This is a genomic window from Streptomyces sp. NPDC043870 (assembly GCF_056435785.1).
In genome coordinates this window covers 1-18,784 of sequence record NZ_JBWKDT010000055.1, presented here as the reverse complement: position 1 = coordinate 18,784, position 18,784 = coordinate 1, and the positions used below count along the sequence as shown (strand labels likewise).

At 72.5% G+C, this 18,784-nt stretch carries 11 protein-coding genes; 3 read left to right on the top strand and 8 right to left on the bottom strand.

Features of this window, described 5'->3' with window-relative positions; all coding sequences use genetic code 11:
- Window positions 1–581 precede the first annotated feature (581 nt).
- The 3 genes from AC0699_RS35600 (at window position 582) to AC0699_RS35590 (ending at window position 5,387) form a co-directional block, all read left to right on the top strand.
- Entirely contained in the window at window positions 582–2,666 is a 2,085-nt protein-coding gene (locus AC0699_RS35600; RefSeq protein ID WP_478669038.1) for a SpoIIE family protein phosphatase, read from the top strand.
- A complete protein-coding gene (locus AC0699_RS35595) occupies window positions 2,663–2,800 on the top strand; it encodes a hypothetical protein (protein ID WP_478669034.1) in 138 nt (45 codons plus the stop codon). Before AC0699_RS35600 ends, AC0699_RS35595 begins: the two co-directional genes overlap by 4 nt.
- Before the next feature lie 115 nt (window positions 2,801–2,915).
- Window positions 2,916–5,387 carry an ATP-binding SpoIIE family protein phosphatase gene (locus AC0699_RS35590; RefSeq protein ID WP_478669030.1) on the top strand — a complete coding sequence of 824 codons (2,472 nt, stop codon included), beginning with the start codon at window positions 2,916–2,918 and terminating at the stop codon, window positions 5,385–5,387.
- A 78-nt stretch (window positions 5,388–5,465) separates the two neighbouring features.
- On the opposite strand, the gene AC0699_RS35585 is transcribed toward AC0699_RS35590, so the two are convergent.
- The 8 genes from AC0699_RS35585 to AC0699_RS35550 all read right to left on the bottom strand — a co-directional run bounded on the left by AC0699_RS35585 (window position 5,466) and on the right by AC0699_RS35550 (window position 18,682).
- A complete protein-coding gene (locus tag AC0699_RS35585; protein ID WP_478669025.1) occupies window positions 5,466–6,350 on the bottom strand; it encodes a peptidoglycan-binding protein in 885 nt (294 codons plus the stop codon).
- Window positions 6,351–6,377: 27 nt separating this feature from the next.
- Window positions 6,378–7,982 (bottom strand): DUF6519 domain-containing protein, encoded by a 1,605-nt coding sequence (locus AC0699_RS35580; RefSeq protein WP_478669022.1) that lies wholly within the window; start codon window positions 7,980–7,982, stop codon window positions 6,378–6,380.
- Window positions 7,983–8,083: 101 nt separating this feature from the next.
- A complete protein-coding gene (locus AC0699_RS35575) occupies window positions 8,084–10,255 on the bottom strand; it encodes a hypothetical protein (protein ID WP_478669090.1) in 2,172 nt (723 codons plus the stop codon).
- Between the two features lie 107 nt (window positions 10,256–10,362).
- A complete protein-coding gene (locus AC0699_RS35570) occupies window positions 10,363–14,178 on the bottom strand; it encodes a putative baseplate assembly protein (RefSeq protein WP_478669018.1) in 3,816 nt (1,271 codons plus the stop codon).
- A complete protein-coding gene (locus AC0699_RS35565; protein WP_478669014.1) occupies window positions 14,175–17,426 on the bottom strand; it encodes a putative baseplate assembly protein in 3,252 nt (1,083 codons plus the stop codon). Before AC0699_RS35565 ends, AC0699_RS35570 begins: the two co-directional genes overlap by 4 nt.
- Window positions 17,423–17,800, bottom strand: coding sequence for a GPW/gp25 family protein (locus AC0699_RS35560; RefSeq protein ID WP_478669010.1), 378 nt, complete (start codon window positions 17,798–17,800; stop codon window positions 17,423–17,425). The genes AC0699_RS35565 and AC0699_RS35560 overlap by 4 nt, the downstream gene beginning before the upstream one ends.
- Window positions 17,797–18,135, bottom strand: a complete 339-nt coding sequence (locus AC0699_RS35555; RefSeq protein ID WP_478669007.1) for a hypothetical protein — start codon at window positions 18,133–18,135, stop codon at window positions 17,797–17,799. The genes AC0699_RS35560 and AC0699_RS35555 overlap by 4 nt, the downstream gene beginning before the upstream one ends.
- 19 nt (window positions 18,136–18,154) lie before the next feature.
- Window positions 18,155–18,682 (bottom strand): phage baseplate assembly protein V, encoded by a 528-nt coding sequence (locus AC0699_RS35550; protein WP_469769886.1) that lies wholly within the window; start codon window positions 18,680–18,682, stop codon window positions 18,155–18,157.
- Window positions 18,683–18,784: the final 102 nt, after the last annotated feature.

Below are 18,784 nucleotides of genomic sequence, written 5' to 3'. Positions count from 1 at the left end.
CCTTTCTGTTGTGCCGAAGGACCGAGCGGCTGTGGGGGGGGGGGGGGGTTTTCTGCCCCCCCCCCCCCCCCCCCCCCCCCCCCTCCCCTCTCCCCCCCCCCCCCCCCCCCCCCCCCCCCCCCCCCCGGGGAGGCATCAGGCTACGTCCACGCCGGGGCGGGGCATCGACGCAGGGTGCCGCCCACGCGAATCCAGACGCTTCGCCGGGCGGGGTGGTTGAGGGATGGGGGCGACCGGTGCCGCGGCTGTGGCGGTCGCGGCCCCCACTCCGTCGTACTCGTCGCACGTGCGTACTCGTGGCACGTGGCGGAGACGGCGACCGGGCGACCGGGTGCAGCGGCCATGACAAGGCATCCGCCCCTGCCGCGCCGGCCCCGGCGGGGGCAGGGGGGACAGCCACCGGCCGCCCCGCATCCACGCCTCGGTTAGTGTGATTTCGTATGAATTGCGCCGAAGTGCTGCACTCGCCGTGTGCCCGCAGCGCTCGGCCGGAAGAGCGCCAAGAATGCCCGGCAGGCGGAGCGCCCCACGCTCCCCGGGGTTAGGTCGATGCGTTGGACACACACGAGCCGGCTGGCAATGTGCCGGACCAGCCCCTGACGGCGGTCGGGTACGCGGGAGTGCTCCGCGATCTGCTTCCGATCGCGCTGTGGAGGACCGATGCGCAGGGGCTCCTCGTGGAGTGGTCGCTCGCCGCCCAGGACCTGCTGGGCCACCTGCCGGAAGAGGTGCTCGGCCGCCACGCCCTCCCGGCTCTGGTGCCCGAGGCCAACTGGGAGCTGGCCGAGGAGCTCGCGGAGCGGGTCCTGGCGGGTGAGGCGGTGATCGGGACGCTCCCGGTCCGCCACCGCGACGGACACTTCGTGCAGATGGAGATGTGGATCTGCCCCTCCGGGGATCCGCAGGGGGAGACGGGCGTCATGGTCATCGCCGTGGAGACGTCCGCGGTACTGCGCATGCGGGATTCACTGGCGGCCCTGGAAGGCCTCTTCACCCAGTCACCCGTCGGGCTGGCCATGCTCGGGCCCGATCTGCGCTATCTGAGGGTCAACGACGCGCTGGCGCGTATGAACGGCGTCCCCGCGGCCCGGCACCTCGGCAAGCGGCCCACCGAGGTGGTGCCGGGGGTCAACGCCGAGGCCCTCGAGACGCTGATGCGAGAGGTCCTGAAGCGCGGTGAGGCGGTGGTCGACGAGCGGGGCACCGGTCGTACGCCGGCCGATCCCGATCACGACCGGATGTGGTCCTGCTCCTTCGCCCCGCTGCTCGACGGCGGCGGGCGGAGCCTGGGCCTCGTCGCCTCCCTGATCGACATCACCGATCAGCAGGAGGCGCAGGTCCAGGCCGAGCGGGCCCAGCGGCGCTTCGCCCTGCTGGCCGAGGCCGGCGCGCGCATCGGGACGACCCTGGATCTGCGGCAGACCGCCGGAGAAGTCGTGCAGATGCTGGTGCCCCGAGTGGCCGACTCGGCCGACGTACAGCTCCTGGAGGAAGTGCTCGGCCCGGATGAGCCCGCCGCGTCCTGCCAGGGGGTCCTGCGCCGGATGGCGGCCGTGTTCCCCGATCCGGATTCCCCCACCGCGCAGCTGGGTGTGGGCACGACCTACCAGGTCCCGCTCGGCTCGGTGTACGAACGGGTCATCGCCGAGGGGCGCCCCATGAACCTCTACCGGAGCGATCTCCCGACGCTGTTCCCCGGTCCGCAGGGCGAGCCGCTGCGTACGTACTTCGGTGCCACCACCGGCTGCGCCCGCCTGGTCCCGCTGGTCGCCCGCGGCACCGTCCTCGGCACAGTGGTACTGACACGCACCCGCGACCGTGAACCGTTCGACGAACAGGACCGGGTGCTCATCGACGACCTGGTCGCCCGTGCGGCACTGCACATCGACAACGCGCGCATGTACACCAGCCAGCGTGAGGCGGCCCTCACCCTGCAGCGCAGCCTCACGAACAACGCGCTGCCCGAAGTGACCGGCCTGGAACTCACCGGGCGGTACCTCCCGGCCAGCGACCACGAGGTCGGCGGCGACTGGTTCGACGTCATCACCCTCCCCGGCGGCAGAACCGGGCTGGTCATCGGTGACGTCATGGGGCACGGAATCCATGCGGCGGCCGTCATGGGCCAGCTGCGCACCGCGGTGCGCACGCTGGCACGGCACGACATCCCCCCGGCCCGGATGCTCCGCTCCCTGGACGCGGCCGTGGCCGACCTGGGGGAGAACGAAATGGCCACGTGCGTGTACGCGGTCCACGACCCGGCCGCCGGCGGCTGCGTGATCGCCAGGGCCGGCCATCCACCACCGGCCATGGTCGACGCCCGGGGGACGACCGCGTTCCTCGACGGCTCCTCGGGCACGCCCCTGGGAACGGGCGGACAGGACTTCCGGACCGAGCAGGTGCCGCTGCCCCCGGGCAGCCTGCTGGTGCTCTACACCGACGGCCTCATCGAGGCCCGCGACAGAGACCTCGACCAGGGCATGGGCCAGCTCGCCGAGGCGCTGGCGCACCTCGGCCACCCGCTGGAGGAGATCTGCGACGAAATCCTCGGCCGGCTGCTGCCCACGGCGGCCGAGGACGATGTGGCGATGCTCCTCGCGAGAACTCTGCGACCTCAGGCCGGCCAGAAGGCCCAGGACCGGCTGGAACGCACCGCAGGGAGTCGGTGACCGAAGCCGACTGCCAGGACTGGCTGGACTGCACGAAGGACGAGGAGAACATCATCGACGGCCCCCTCCGCGTCTGGCGCCGAGCCGCCGCCGGGGGCCTCGGACTGTGCGGACCGGCGCTGCACATCTACTGAACGGGGACGCGTACGAGGATGCGTACGGGGCTGCGTACGGCGTAGTGCGCCTGGCCTCCGTTCCGGGCATGGAGGATCATGAGAACGGCCGGAACAGCGGACGGGACGAACCCGCATGGGCGCCATCGACGACAGCCAGGACTACCCCTTCGCCATCAACACGGCCGCGGCCCTGCTGGACGATGCCGGGACGGTCGTGGCCTGGACGGCGGCAGCCGAAGCTCTCCTGGAGCTGCCGTCCAGCGATGTGTGCGGCCGGCCGGTGCGCGATCTCCTGGCGGACGTGAACAGCTGGGACGCGGTCCTGGTGCAGAGGGATCCGTCGGCGCGGGACGGGTGGGACGGCCGGGCCACCCTGCGGCACGGGTCCGGACGTGACCTGAAGGTCGGTTTCCGTGTCCTTCTGCTGAACGACGGCGGCCACGAGGGCGCGGCGCGCTGTCTCGTACTCTGCGCCCCCACCGAGCTGGTCGCGCAGTGGCGCCAGGACCGTGCCTTCACCCAGGAGCTGTTCCTGCAAGGACGGGTGGGGCTGGCCGTGTTCGACGCGAGCCTGCGTCTGCTGCGTACGAACACCCATCTGCTGCCGTACACCGGGGTGCCCGCCGCATTGAGCGGCCATCGTCTGGCTGACTTCCTGTACGCCGAGGACGCGCGCGCCATCGAGGACCCGCTACGAGAAGTGCTGCGCACCGGTAACCCGCTGACCGGCTTCAACGCCTTCGTGCGCACCCTGGAAGACCCCAGAGGCGGCCGGATCCTGGCCATCCAGGCATTCCGCCTCCAGGAGTCCGAAGGACATCCGATGGGTGTGGCGGCGGTGTTCACCGACGTCACCGACCACGAACGGGCCCGTGGCCGACTGGACCTGCTGTACCGCGCCACCACGGCACTGAGCGGTTCCCTGTCCGTCCTGCGCACCATCGAGGACATGGCGGGTGTCCTGGCGCCCGCGCTCGGTGACTCTGCCGCGGTGGATCTTGCGGAGACCGTGCTGACCGGTGGCGAGCCGGCCGCCGACGGACGTCATCCGCTCGTTCTGCTCCGGACGGCCGTGGCGGGAGCGGAAGCCGGTGTGCTGCGGACGGGCACGGCCCAGGTCGAGGCCCCGTCCGCGGCCCCGGCCGACTCCGCCCCGGCCGCCGAGGAAGAGCCGCCCGGTCCGGTGCGGCAGTCTCAGGGCGTACTGATCACAGGGCTCGACGGACACGCGGCCGAGACGGAGGACGGCGCACCCCCGGAGTGGGCCACCGCGCTCCCCGGCGCCCATTCCGCGATGAGCGCGCCGCTCCGGGCACGGGGAGTCATGCTCGGCCGGCTCACGCTGTGGCGCACGGGGGACAGCCCTCCGCTGGACGAGGACGATCTGGCACTCCTGGAAGAGATCGCCGCCCGTGCCGCGCTGGCCGTGGACAACGCCCGCCGGTACACCAAGGAGCGCCGGATGGCCGTGGGCCTGCAGCGCAGCCTCCTCCCTCCGGCGACGTCGGAGACGCCCGCGCTGGAGGCTGCCAGCGTCTATCTGCCCGCCGACGCCGACAGCGGCGTGGGCGGCGACTGGTTCGACGTCGTCCCGCTGTCCTCGGCCCGCGTGGCTCTGGTGGTCGGCGACGTCGCCGGTCACGGCCTGCACGCCACGGCCATGATGGGGCGTCTGCGCAGCGCCGTGCGCGCACTGGCCGATCTCGAACTGGAACCCGACGAGCTGCTGGTACACGTGGACGACCTGGTCCTGCAGGTCGCCGCGGAGGCCGAGAGCGGCGAGGCGGGCGACGGCGGAGAGACTCTCGTGCAGCCCCCCGGACCCGCCGGCGCCACCTGCCTGTATGCCGTCTACGACCCGTTGACGCGGCAGTGCGTCATGGCGAGTGCGGGACACCCGCCGCCGGCCGTCGTCGCTCCGGACGGCACGGTGCAGTACGTCGAACTCAGCCCCGGCCCTCCCCTGGGCGTGGGCGGCTGGCCCTTCGAACCGGCGGAGGCCCAGCTGCCACCGGGCAGCGTCCTGGCCATGTACACCGACGGCTTGATCGAACGCGGGGAGGGCGACATCGACGAGGGCATGAGGGACCTGGCGCACCGCCTCGTGCGCGCGGACGTGATCGGCCGGCCCCTGCGCGACGCCCGGCACGACATCGTCGCCGGTCTGCCGCCGGGGCGGCTGAAGGACGATGTCACGCTGCTCCTCGCCCGCGCACGGGCGGTACCGGACGACTCCAGCGCCACGTGGCAGCTCGACGCCGACCCCTCGGTCGTCGGTGACGCGCGCCATCTCGTCGTGGACCAGCTGAGCCGGTGGGACCTCGACGAACTGGCGTTCACCACGGAACTCATCGCCAGCGAGCTGGTCACCAACGCCATCCGGTACGCAGGCGGCCCCGTCCGGCTCCGGCTCATCCGCGCCGGCGCCCTCACCTGCGAAGTGTCCGACCCCAGCAACACCCAGCCGAGGATGCGCCGCGCCAGGACCTCCGAGGAGGGCGGCCGCGGCCTGTACCTCGTCGCCCAGCTCTCGCGCCGCTGGGGCAGCCGCTACACCCGTGAGGGCAAAACGGTCTGGTCCGAACAGGCCTTGCCCCCGCTGTGACCGAGTGGGCGGCATGCCGTGAACCGGCCGGGCGGCCCTGGAGCCGGGCCGCCCGGCCGGAGTCGTCACGACCCCGGGTCAGACGTTAGGCACCTTCAGCTTGTCCCAGCTCGTCTTTCCCGGGATGCCGTCGGCGTCGCTGCCCGAGTAGCCGAGCTTGTGCTGCCAGGCGGCGTACGACTTGCGGTCGGCCTCCCCCCAGGCCGGGCCGGGGCCGACCTCGTACCGCCCGCACCCCTCCGCCACCAGCCGCTTGCCCATCGCCGTGATGATCGCGCTGTTCCGGCCCGCGGCGAAGAACGCGGCACCGGGGAACGGCTCGTACGTCGCCGGGGGCTTCGGCGCCGGCGGTTTCGCCGGGCCGTCCGGCTTGCCGCCGAGGCGCTCCCGGATACGGCTCCGCATCGAGTCCATCGTGAAACCGCGGGGATCGATCTTCCCCGGCTGCCACTCCTTGTGCCCGATCACCGAGCGGTGCGACCAGCCGTGCGCGCGGCAGATCGCGGCCGCCGCCTTCTCGATCGCCTCCAGCTGGGCAGCAGGCCATGGGTCGCTGCCGTTACCGAGGTTGACGCACTCGAAGCCGTAGAAGTAGCGATTGCCGTCGGTGTTGGCCTCGTTGTCGGCGGGCAGCGCCGTCTCGTTGATCACGGCGCGCAGGACGTCGTCGTCGCCGAGCCCCGCGTGGTTGGCCCGTCCGTAACCGACCAGATGGACCGAGCCGTCCTTGGCGATCACACCGTGGCACAGCGGACCGGGCAGGCTCGAATGGCCGTTGTAGCAGATGTCCACGGAGTTCTGGGTGCCCGAGGTCACGGTGTGATGGATCATCACCCCGTGCATGGGCCCCCACGGGCCCTTGTGGTTGCGGTTGTGCGTACGCCAGCTCCGGTGTTCGACGACCTGCAGACCTTCGGCACGCAGGACCTTGAGGAATGTGGCGGCGGACAGAGGCGTTGCCATGGTGGTGTTCCTTTCCCAGGTGGTACGTCAGTTCTCGGGCTGTCCCTGGCCGTCCCGGCCGTCCGTCCGCGCCGGTGAACCGGCCGCAGCGGCGGTCTCGGCGGCCGTCGCCTCCGCCTCGGCCGCGGCCTCCGCGGCCAGTTCCGCCTCGTTCGCCGCGGGGATCGGGCCCGCCAGCGGACCGAACGCCAGCCGCAGATCGGACACCGAACCCTCGCCGAACACCCAGGCCAGCGGCGCGTAATGGACCTGGATCCCGCCGGGGGACCGGAGCAGCGGACGGCGGGCAGCGTCCGTGGGCCACTCGACGTCGCCCGTCGCCGTACGCGCGGCGACGATCCAGAAGTCGCCCGAGCGGTACGTCCTGCCCGGCTCGAAGTACACCTGTACGCCGTCCTCCAGCGGCAGCCAGCCGCCTTCCTCGATCCGCAGCGCGCCACCCCGCGGCTTCGGCGCACCCTGCTTCGCAGCCTTCGAACCGCCGGTGTGCCGGGAGCCCGAGCGGTGGTCCCAGCGCCGCAGGAACGGGTGCAGTCCGGGACGCCGTCCCACTGACGGGTGCGGCTCGGCGGACAGCCGCACCCGCCGCCCCGGCAGATCGACCTCCTCCACCCGCAGCAGCGGCAGCGGTTCGCCGCGGCTGACGTAGGCCGTGTCCGTCAACTCGACCCAGTCGCCGACGTTCAGATCGAGCTTGTCGTCGCTGCCCAGCGACGCCAGCTCCGCCCAGGTGCCGTCGAGTCCGTCGACGGCGAAGGTCACCGAGCCGTTCTCCCGGGACCACTTGAACGTCGCTTCCTGCGCCGTGCCGCCCTCATGGATCTCCACGCGGTACAGCTGGTTCTCCGGGCCCCGGTAGCGGGCGTCCGGCTTGACCAGGCACGGGTCCTCGTCCGCGTGGTCCGGGCGCTCGCTGCGCGCCGCCATCCGCGCGGTCGGGGCCTGCGCCGCCGCCCACTCGGCGAACGCCGCACGGATGCCGGCCTTGTCGCTGTCCGCCCCGTCCGCCAGCTCCAGCTGCGAGCCCGCCAGCGGAAGCACCTGCCAGACGACCTTCAGCCTCGCCGCCGTGTCGGGCATCGCGGACCCCAGCGCCACCTCCCGCAGCAGCGGGTCCTCGGCAGCCGTGACCGAGCGCTCCCACACCTTCACATAGGCCAGATACGGGCGCTCGGCGGGCAGCCGGTCACCGGGGCGCTCCGGGTCCCGGTAACCGTCGGGCTGGTCCCAGTACGTCCAGGTCGCCGCCGCGGCCGGCGCCGCCGGGGCGTCCTTGTCACCCTTGTCGCTCTCGTCGCCCTTGCCGGCCGCATGCCCGTCGTCGGGGACCGGTGTGCCGGGGCGCGGACGCGTGGCGTCCAGCAGGATGCCGTCCACGTAGTAACGACCGCCCCCGATGGTCAGATCGTCGAGCTCCTGGCCGCGGCCGTCGAAGCCCACCGCGAAGCCGGTCGCGCCGGCCGGGCCGCCGTGCTGCCCGATCAGATCCGCGGCGACGGTACGGGCCTGGGCCAGCTGGATCGCGGCCTGTTCGTTGGCGTCCGCGTCGAGCTGGACGCGGCCCTGCTGTGCGATCACCGCCGAATAGTGCCGGTCCGGCCGGAAGGTGATGCGGGAGATGTCTGCGTGCATGGGAAGGGGTCCCCCTCGGAAGTTCGGCGAACGGTTGAGAAGTCGTGTCGCACGGCGGCGACGAGGTGGCGGGATCGGTGACGGGGATCAGGTGACGGGGATCAGGTGACGGGGACGATCCCGGCGTCCGTACCGGCCGGGGTGTACTCGGCGAGCCGGGCCCGCAAGCTGTCCATGCGCTGTGGCTGGTACAGATCGTGGAAGGCGCCCATCTCGGAGGCGTCCTCCGCGCCCCGCCCGATCTCCTCGGCGCAGCCCTGGGCCAACTGCCCGTACGCGGGCGTGCCGTACCGCTCGCCGGTGAACAGCGGGCGCACCGACCGGCTGGTCTCGTGGCCCGCCGGATCCGGCCGGCAGCGGTGCCGCCGCGGAGTGCGCGAGCCCGGCGGCACGTACGAGAACCGCACACAGCCGATGCCCCGCCGGGCCACGTGCAGCCGCCCGGTGAAGATGCTGTTCTCGGCGATCTGCACCGCATGGGTGTGGACCTCGCCGATGACGGTCGTACGGTGCGCGTGCAGCACGGCGTGCGCGTGGCGGCAGTCCGGGGCGGACAGCGCCGCCCGGTCGTGGGCGGTCGCGTCCAGGATGCTGTCGCGGATGTGGATCTCCAGCGGGTCGTGCCCCACCTCGTCGCCGATCACCTCGATCGTGCCGAGGATGCTGCGCTCGACGCTGACGCACGCGGTGGTCCGGTCGAGCACCAGGCTCGGCTCCTCCGGCGAGTGCGGGTCGCACTCCGGCTCCAGCGACCAGCCCGGAACGAGCGTGCAGTGCCGCAGCACCACCGCGCCCACCGGCCCGGTGACATTGAGGCCGCGCCCGGTGATCAGCAGACCGTCCAGCACGATCCGCGGAGCGTCGTGCGCACACTCCTCCTGGGCACGGATGTTGAGCGCGTCGGGCCGGTTGCTGTACCAGTCGAGCAGCCGGATCACCGGCCGCGTCCCCTCGGCCGCCCGCAGCTCCAGCCGGTCGCCGGGATCCAGATCGAAGTCCAGCTGCTCCTGGTAGGCGCCGCTGTGCGTGATCTCGATGATGCCGTCGGGGCCGCAGCGCCCGGCCCGCCGGTCGGTCCGCCAGTCGCCGTACGCGTCCATGATCCGCTGGTAGGACTGGTCCGGGCCGACCCGGTAGACCTTCGCGGCCGTCGGCGTCTCACGGTCGCGCGGGTACTCTCCGCCGCCCATGTCGTCCGAGAACGCGTAGTGGTAGGTGACCCACACGCCCTGCCGCGGCGCCGAGCGCGACCCGAAGGCGATCCGGCCGAGCGCCGGATCGACGGCGACCTGCCCGCGCTTCGGGCGGTAGCGCCAGTCCGTCAGATCCGCCACCACGAGATCCGACATCGGCACCGGCTCGTCCTGGCCGTCACGCCAGATCGTGAAGGACTTGCCGGGCCCGTAGTAGTCCGCGAGCCGGTCGGCGAGCTGCCGGCGGCGGATGTACGCGGGGACGTTGTCGATCGTCGCGATGTGTGTGGCCGACGGCTCGGGCACGGGCCTGGTCACCAGGGGGCTGTCGTTGCCGAGAATCGAGAAGGTGTAGAGATTGCGGGCCCGGTCGATGCAGTACGCGGGCGCGCGGGTCACGTGGTACGGCTTCAGCCGCCACACGAACAGCCCGACGCCGGCGGGGGAGTAGCCTCCCTGCGTGCGGACCGATCCGGCCCGGCGCACGTTCACGGACTGCGCGACCCAGCCGAACGGGCCGCCCGCCAGGTCCAGAGCCGCGCCTTCCCGCACGTCGACGAGCCGGCCCCGCTCCCGCCGCCGCGCGTTGACGGCCTCGGTGCCCGATCCGTACAGCTTGACCGGCTGCTGATGGGCCACGAGCCGGGAGAACTCCACGGCCCGCGAAGGCCATCCGGCGACCGACTCGGCAAGCTCCTCCAGCAGCGCCAGCGTGCCCTTGCGCCGCCGGTTGGCGACGGTCGCGGCGACGTCGCGGCGCGGTGCCAGCGCCTCGGCGAGCCGGGCGCGCGAATCGTCGCCGTCCTCGCCGTCGAGGCCCGTCAGGCCCTCCGCCTGCACCCGCTCATAGCCGGGCAGCGGGGTATAGCCGACCAGATCACCGAGATACGGAAGCACCCAGGGCGCCGCCGTCTCCACGAACCAGTCCTCGTAGCTCTGCTCGACCCCGTCCCGCACCCGGTCGACCTGCTCGGCGATCACCGCGAGCAGTGCGCGCAGCGGCTCTCCGCCCTCGGCGTCGCGCAGTCGGTGCCACTGCGGGAGCAGCTCCGCGAGGCCGTCGGGTTCCCTGCCCTGCATCTTTTCGTTCCCTTCTCCGCCCGCGCGGCGCGGCGGTGCGCCTGTCGCGGTTGTCTGCGGCCCGGCGGCCGCCCCGCCGCGGTAGCGGCTGGTGTCACGGTCGTCGCTCACCGGTCGGTGACCTCCGTCAGAATCAGCGTGTCCGTGACATGCGGCGACAGCAGAGCGAGCTGCGCCGGCCGGATGCCCCGGAAGACGAAGACCGCCCGGCCCTTCTCCAGCCGGCGGGTATCGGTGATGTCCGGGTTGAGCCGCAGCAGTTCGGCCGGCGGGATGCCGTACCGGGCGGCGATCTCCGTGAGCGTCTCCCCGCCGTCGGCGGTGACCCGGTGCACGTCCTCGTCGTACTCGGCCGCCCTGGCCGGGACCGTGGTGCGCGGCTCGGCGAGCGATCCGGCGAGCCCGATGAGCTCGCTCGGGGTGACGGACGCCGGAACTCCGGTGAACACGTCCACGTCCACGTAGTCCACGCCCGGCACCGAATGCGCGGTCGCCATGACCTCCGAGAGCCGTGCCGGAGCACCCAACTCCCGTTGGCCGCTGCCGAATTCGCGCAGCAACGCCTGCCGCAGCCGTGGCTCGACGACCGTCCAGGTGTGGTCGCGGGCCACCTTCACCCGCGCCGAGAGCAGCAACAGCACCAGCTCACGCACATCCACCCGGACCGGCAGCCGCGAGTCGCCGTACTGCGCGAGCGCGGAGCGCAGCGCGCGCAGCACCTCCGAGTCGGCGCCGATCGCGATGTCGTCCACGCCCGCGACCGTCACATGCAGCACCCGGCGTCGCCCGTCGAAGATCTCGCGTGCCGAGGCCCGGCCGATGCCCGCCCGCGAACGGGCGAAGTCCTCGTAGTCCTTCACGGACACGAGCCGGTCGAGCGCGGAGACCGCGAGCGGGATGGTGCGCCGGGTCAGCCCGCGGCCGTCGGCGTCCGCACCGCCTGTGGCGGGCTGCGGATTGGTGACCGCCGTGACGCCCAGCGGCCGGGTCACCGCCTGGGTGATACGGTCCGCCGCGACATTGGCGGCCCGGCCGGTGCCGAAGCGGTACCGGGCCCGGACGTTCTCCTGCCCGGTGGGCAGCCGCGCGCCGTGCACCCCGTCGCCGAAGGTCACGGTGGTGCGCCCGTCCGCGGTCGTGCCCGACACGTACACCCGCTCCCGCGGGCCGCGCCCGGCCAGGCTGTCGACCTCGTGCCACAGCAGCCCGTCGACCCGTATCTCCAGCGTGGGCGTCGCACCCAGAGGATTGTCGGCGGGCAGCCAGGTCAGCGGTGACTGCCAGAGCGTGAACGTCTGGTTGGTCCGGCCCGCGTCTCCGCTGCCGATCGGCTCGTCGCGGCTCTCGCCGTGCGTCGCCGGGACCACGTTGCCCTGGACGCGCACGGTGTCACGGCGGTAGCGGTAGGCCAGATCCGCGGTCAGCGTCAGCCGCGTGTGGACGTGGTCACCGGGCAGCAGCGGATCGAGATGCTGCTCCACCGCGGCGATCACCGCCGGTTCGGTGCCGCGCACGCCCGTCGTGTTCGGGATGTCGGTGCGCTCGCCCGACACGATCAGACGGCGGCCCGGCCGCAGCCCGTCGTACAGGTGGGCCAGTTCGATCTCATTGCCGTGGACGTCCTCGCCCAGCGGCTCGTCGGCCAGGCGCAGCGCCTCGCCGCCCGCGTGCACGGTGGTGTCCCGGATCGTGGACAGCAGCACATCGTGCTCGTCCAGCCAGGCGTCGGCGAGGGTGAGCTCGGTGCCGCGCCCCGTGATGCCGAAGTCGGTGTACGCGGCGGGGCGAACGGCGGTCACGCGCGTGGTCACGAACGCGAGCTTCCCGTCGCCGGGGATTCCGCCCTCGGCGCCCTTGCGCGGGCGCTCGATCGCGACCCAGCTGCCGACGGTGATGCCGTCCTGCACGGAGTCGAGCGGCAGGACATGGCGGTTGGCCTGCTCCGGTACGGTCGCGATGCCGATCTCGACATTCGGCGGCTCACCGGCCGCCGTGTACCGCACCGTCACTTCGAGTCCGCCGTGGGTCTGCTGACGGTGCTCGCCCGGAGCCAGCAGCCAGTTGAGCGGCTCGCCGTTGTGCACGACGACATGGACCCGTCCGTCCTCGGCGGGCCGGGACACGAACAGGGTCCGCTCGGGCAGCCCGTCCGTGAACTGCGCGGTCACCCCGGGCTCCTGCGAGTCCGCGGGCCGCCGGGTCAGCCAGCTCAGGTCGTGGTCCTGGCCCACGCGGGTCTGCAGCGACACCTGACCGGGGCCCAGCCGGAAGGTCTTCTCGGCCGGCAGATTCTCCGACGTCTGCACCGAGGAGCCGGTCTCGATGTGCTGGAACTCGGCACGCACCGGCACCCGGCCCGCCGTGTCGTACACGACCCGCATCGTGGTCAGCGCGGAGCCGCCGAGCGGCCAGTCCGTCTGCCGGATCACCCGTCCGCGCTCGTCCTGCACGGGCTTGAGCGGAGCCGTCGCCCCGAACGGCGCGGCCGTCACCCGCATCGCCTGGAGCTCCCGCAGCAGCGCGGGCACGGCGGCGGCGGCACCGCGCCACGCCGCGTACATCCCGTCCGCGACCCGCGGATCGATCGCGGACAGCAGCTGCGCGCCCAGGTCGGAGCCGGGTGCGAAGAGACTGCTCGCGGTGTGCGGGACGGTCCCCGACGGGGGCTTCACGACACGGGTGCGCAGCGCGGGCAGGACGGCGCCGAGAGCCCGCATGGCCGCGGAGTCCGGCACCGAGCCCGCTGAGCCCGCTGAGCCCGCTGCGGCGCCGGAAGCCGGCGGTGCCGGCTGGGAGGGCTCCAGATCCGCCGCCCGTTCCCGCAGTTCGCCGACCACCGCCTCCAACTGCTCGAACCAGTCGGCGACCTCCTCGTACGGAGCGGCGATCGCCTGTGCCTCGGCGAGCCGCTCGTGCGGGTCCGCGAGCCGGCGGGCGAACTGCGCCGGGCTGGTGATCCCGTCCAGATCGGCCCGCAGCGGCGCCAGCACCTGGGCGTCGAACGTCTCGATGAGCATGCTGACCGGACGCGGATTGGGGTTGTCCGGAGTGGGGTCTCCGTCCTCCACGTCCGGAGCGTCCTCCGTGATCCACTGGCGCAGCTCGGCCACCAGCTCGGTCAGCGACTTCGGGGCGGACTGCGGCAGCCCGATCGCCGTCACGTCGTCGTCCCGGTCGATCCGGATGCGGGCCACCGGCAGCAACAGCCGCTGCGCGCCGGTCCCCTGTCCGCTCGCCGCCCGGTCGCCTGTCCCCCGGCCGCCGCCGAAGACGAACAGCAGCTTGTCCCCGGTCTGCAGGGACGTGCCCGTGCCGGAGACGTAGATCTCGGAACGCTGCCGCAGATCGTCCGCGGTCAGCAGGCCGGGGCGGCGCCGGCGCACGGCCAGTTCGTTCCAGGCCCAGCGCGCCGTCAGATCCTCGCTGGTCTCGAAGGTCTGCGACGCCTCGTCGGCGGAGGCGGGCACGCTGTTGCTGCGCGCACCGCGCGGAATCAGCACCGGAATGTCCTCGGCCCGCGGATCGCGGTCCAGGGTGTACGCGAGGTGGGTGTCGGCCGCGATACCGGGCCGCGGCCGGTGCCCGACCAGCCGCCCTAGGAGCGCCAGCGAACGGTGCTCGTCGGCGGTGCGCAGATACCCCTCGTCCGCGATCCGCTCGGAATGGAAGGTCAGCAGGTCACCGACGACCGCCCAGGCATCCAGCAGCCCGATCGCCGGGTCGTCGGGAGTGCGGACGGTGAGACCGCGCAGCGCCGGATAGGCCGGCGACGCGAGCCGGTCCAGCATGGCCGCCAGGAACGAGCCGTACTCGCCCACCCGGTACTCCAGGGCCGTGCGGCCCGGCGGGTTGTACAGGGCCTTGGGCGCATGGCGCTCGTCGTGGCCGCCACAGCCGCAACCGCAGTCGCGCGGGCCGCTCATCGGCCACCTCCACCGAGCTCGATCGACAGCCGGCCCAGCTCGGGCCGGTCGGGGTCGTTGTCGCAACGCGCGATCTCCAGCGGGCCGAGCGGCAGCACGCCTGCCGCCAGTGCGGTGTCATCGGTGTCGAACGGGTCGCCCGTTCCGGCTGTTCCGGCTGTTTCGCTGCCGGTGATGTCGGCGGACCTGTTGTGGAACAGCGGGCTCAGCCGGGTCACCCGTACGCTCCGCACGCCCTGCACGGACGCGGCGACCGCCACCAGTCGGCTCAGCCGCACCGGTTCGCCGAAGGTCAGCGCATCAGGGTGGAAGAACCCGAGTCGCCCGCCGGGCAGCCGGCGGCTGCCGAGGAGCCGGTACAGCTCGGCGAGGATCTGCCCGTGCTGATGGCCGGGCGCGGCGCACACCGCGAGCGCGATGTCCAGCGGGACCTGCCGCGCCGGGCCGACCACCAGATCGTGGCCGATGCGGCGGTAGCTCTCCAGGGCGTACGACACCGAGTCGAGCAGCTCCGGGGAAGGATCACCGGTCCCCAGCGCGTCGACCGCGACATGCGCCTCCTGCACACTGCCGGTCCAGCGGATCTCCGCGGCGGCCCGCTGCACCCCGGGGAGCTGTGCCGCGAGCGCCGCGTAGTCCTCGGCGGTGACGGCACGCAGCCGGGAGCGCTTCAGGTCGAGCGGCGCCAACTGGCGTACCTGCTCAAGGGGTTCGGGTTCGGTGCCACCGACGGCGGGCAGCGGGTTGCGTACGCCGGCCACCGGCATCGGGTCCCCGGCGTCGGAGGCCTCGGGATCGCGGCAGAGCACCAGGTGGTTGATGGCCTCCGCGCCGACGTTGCCCGCGACACCGCCGCCGAGCCGGTAGTGCAGCTCCAGGCGTGCGCCCGGCCGCGGGCGCGCGCCGTGCCGCCCGTCGCCGAAGCGCAGGGCGATCCGCCCGTCGTCCTCCAGCTCGCCGACGAAGTGACGGTCCCGCGGGCCGCTGTCCAGCAGATCGCGCTTCGGCGTCCATATCCCGTCGCCGTCGCCGTCGCCGTCGCCGCCACCGTCCACGACCGTGACCGCCGGCAGCGCGGACCGCGGATCCTGGACGAGCGCCGCGGCCGGACCCCGCAGCACCGGCTCGCCCGGATGCAGCCCGGCCGCGTACTCGGGACCCCAACTGTGGGCGATCTCCCAGGCGATGGACCCGTCGAGCACCGCACCGGCACGCGCCCGGGCCGTCAGCACGTCGAGCCGGCGCAGCTTCGCGGCCAGCAGCCGCTCACTGCGGTGCAGCAGTTCGCGCAGCGCACGCACCGGGTGACGGCGCAGCTCCAGGCGCTCCAGCACCCGAAGCCCGAACAGCACCGTCAGCTCGGTGATCTCCGGCTCGGTGAGCCCGTCGCAGTCGCGCGCGCTGCGCCACAGCTCCACCAGACGCCCCCTGACCCGGCCCGGGATCGCCGCCAGCCGCCCGGACTGGCCTGCCGAGACATGGCGTGGCTCGGGGAAGGGCACGGACTGGACGACGGGAGAGCGCTCCAGCACCGGCCGGAAGCGCGGGACGATGCCCGGGTAGACGACCTGCGCCAGCAGCGTCTCGAGCGCCTCGGCCTGTTCGTACGCGGTGCCTGGGACGACCTTCTCGCGCCGCCGGCCCGCGAGTTCCAGACCGAGACCCGCACGGGCCGTCTCGTCCTCGCCGACGACGGTGAACAGCTCCCGTACGTGATCGGCGGTCAGCAGCCGGCCGTGCCGCGTCTGATCCAGCCGGGCGTTGATCAGATCGGCCACGGCATTGCCCTGGTCGCCGTCCCAGCAGCCGAAACCCGACGGATCGCAGGACCCGAGGACAGCCGGCGCTGGTGGCACGGTCACCGTGTCCGCGGAGGCACCGCAGAAGGTCAGCGACCGGCCGTGGTCGACGAGTACGACATTGCCGCGCGCCACGCTGACGTCCTCGACGGGCTCGCAGCCCCGTCCGGCACGCGTGGAGAGACACACGGGGAAGGCGAGCGCGTCCTCCTGCGCCCAGGTGACCTCGAGCACCGGCTGATCGGCCAGCCCGTCCACGACCGGCGTGACGGACGCGAGACGTACGGCCTGCCGATGCGCCGGATCCGCGTCGCCGGGCGTCCCGGAGCGTGCCCCGCGCACCTCCTCGATCAGCAGCAGATCGCCCGGCGACAGCTCCAGCGCCCGCACCGAGCACTGCTCGTCCGCCCACTCGTCCCGCAGCGTCGCCGCGGTGGCCCCCTTGGGCAGCGAGCACACCTCGTCGCCCCAGGTCCAGAAACGGATGCTGTTGTGCGCGGGGCGCAGCACCAGCGGCTCCTCGGCCACGACCGGCTCGAAGACCTCCACCGAACCGCGCTCGTCCAGCACGGCCAGATCGCGTTCGTCGACGACGGTGCCGATCTCGGGCCGGTCGCGCGGGCCCAGCCTGCGCACATCCACCGCCGCGAAGCGGAACGTGCCGGGGAGGAGGGTCAGTTCCCGCGCGGTCTCGACCGTGACGAACGCGCGGGCGTTGACCCCGTCGTGCATCGGATAGTCGATGAGCCGCACATGCCGGCGTACGGACACCCGGCGGCGGGCCGTGTCGAGGTAGGCCTCCGTGGCGACCGCGTCCTGCTGATAGCTGATCCGGTCGGCGGTGTGGGCGAGCAACTCGACGAGCGTCGTGCCGAGATCGGCGGCATTGCGCTCGACCCAGCCCGGCGTGGTCAGCGCCAGCCGGTCCAGGATCAGGGTGCGGATCGTGTCGTAGTCGCGAGCCGTGTAGTCGATGACGGGCGCGGGGGCGGTCTGCGCCGGCGGGCAGTCCGGCTGCTCGTCCTTGCAGTCGAAGGGCGTCGGGCAGTCGGGACGGAAGGCGAACTCGGTCGAGAAGTACCGCTGGTCGAAGCCGGGGAAGGGTTCCGTCCCCGGCCTTCCGTACGGATCGGTGTCGACGACGGAGAGCCGGTAGCGGGACGTGTCCCCGGTGCGGTCGAGCGTGACGAAGAGCCTGTCGTCGAGCTCCGGGTCCTCCTCGCGTTCGACGGACACCTCGACGGCCTCGATACCGGTGATCCGGCGGCCGCCGTCGATACGCACGTTCTCCGGGCAGAGCCCGTCGGGCGCCTTGCCGAGAAAGGTGACCGTGAGCGTCAGCCCGTCGTCACCGACCTCGACGGCGTCCACCCCTCCGAGCCGCGCGGCGCGTACCTTCGCCCGCCTGCCGTCCGTACGGCAGACCAACTCCGTGGTGGGTTCCCTCACGCCGGTCCACTCCCCTCGAACACCTCGTCGCGCCGGCTCCCGGTGGAGCGCACCACATAGCGCAGATACACCCGGACCACGTTCTCCTCGCTCACCACGTCCAGGTCCTCCACCTCGATCAGTTCGCCCAGCCAGCGCTGCAGCGAGGCCTGCACCGACAACTCGAGTGCGGACGCCAGCTCCGGGCTGTTGGGCGTGAAGACCAGATCGAGCAGACCGCAGCCGAAGTCGGGGCGCATCACGCGCTCGCCCGGGCTGGTGAACAGCAACTGCTCGACCAGATCCCGCACATGGTCGTCGTACGCGGCGTGCGCGGTGCGCCCGCGCCGGTCCGTCCGGTACGGAAAGGCGATATCGGTGCGTACGATCCTCATCGGGAGGCCACCCCCCGTGCCACGGTCGTGACGACGGGCGGGCCCTGCGGCACCAGCGCCGCGCTGAAGCAGAGCGCGGACGAGGTGTCGAGCAGCACCGGCGAGCCGTCGACCAGCACACCACCGCGGTCAGGCGTCCAGCGCACGGTCGCGCATGGATGCGGCACTCCGTCGACCGTGTGCCCGCAGCCGCTGACAGTGAAGACATCGGCGGCGGTCGGCACGAGATGGCCGTCGATCCGCACGCCGGACGACGAGGCGGAGGCGGGCACGACACTGCCGCCGTGCGGACAGCGGATCGAGGTACCGCCGTTCACGAGATTCCCGGACAACACGATTCTCCCCGTTTCCTGGCTATGGCTTCTTGGGCACGATCAACCGGCCCTCGTTGATGTTGACCTCATTGCCGATCAGCGCGATCGACGCGCCCTGGCCGTTGGCGATGGTCACGCCCTTCTCGTCGATCTGGACGTACGCTCCTGTTGCGGCCTGGAGCCGGATTCCATTGCCGCCGGGCACGTCTCCCATCACCAGCTTGTGCTTGTCGGAGGTCTGGATCACGACGTTCTGGTGCGTCGGCGGACCCGCCAGCGCGTCCTGCGGCACCTCGGACTCGTGTCCGTACCAACACCCCGTCCAGATGGGGTAGCTCGGATCCCCCTGCTCGAACTCCACCCATACGCCGGCCCCTTCCGCCGGGACCGCGTAGTGCCCGGAGTCGCGCCCGGTGAACGGGAGGCAGGGCAGGGCCCACGTGGACGGCTCGTCGCCCAGCACATCCGGCACCTTGACCGTGACGCGGCCGATCCTCAGCGGATCCTGGTTGTTCACCACCTGGCCCCGGAACTTGCCGAGAAACCGGTTGTTCGGTCCTGCAGCCATGCGAAGTTCCTTAAGAATGTTGGCGGTCCGGGAGGACCGGGTGTGGCTGATGCGAGGTTGCCGCTGATGGCTCAAGGAGAATGGCCGCCCGGTCCTCCGGGA

Coding starts and splice junctions, on each gene's coding strand:
- AC0699_RS35590 (WP_478669030.1), top strand. CDS start 2,916: ATGGGCGCCATCGACGACAGCCAGGACTACCCCTTCGCCATCAACACG.
- AC0699_RS35585 (WP_478669025.1), bottom strand. CDS start 6,350: ATGGCAACGCCTCTGTCCGCCGCCACATTCCTCAAGGTCCTGCGTGCC.
- AC0699_RS35580 (WP_478669022.1), bottom strand. CDS start 7,982: ATGCACGCAGACATCTCCCGCATCACCTTCCGGCCGGACCGGCACTAT.
- AC0699_RS35575 (WP_478669090.1), bottom strand. CDS start 10,255: ATGCAGGGCAGGGAACCCGACGGCCTCGCGGAGCTGCTCCCGCAGTGG.
- AC0699_RS35570 (WP_478669018.1), bottom strand. CDS start 14,178: ATGAGCGGCCCGCGCGACTGCGGTTGCGGCTGTGGCGGCCACGACGAG.
- AC0699_RS35560 (WP_478669010.1), bottom strand. CDS start 17,800: ATGAGGATCGTACGCACCGATATCGCCTTTCCGTACCGGACGGACCGG.
- AC0699_RS35550 (WP_469769886.1), bottom strand. CDS start 18,682: ATGGCTGCAGGACCGAACAACCGGTTTCTCGGCAAGTTCCGGGGCCAG.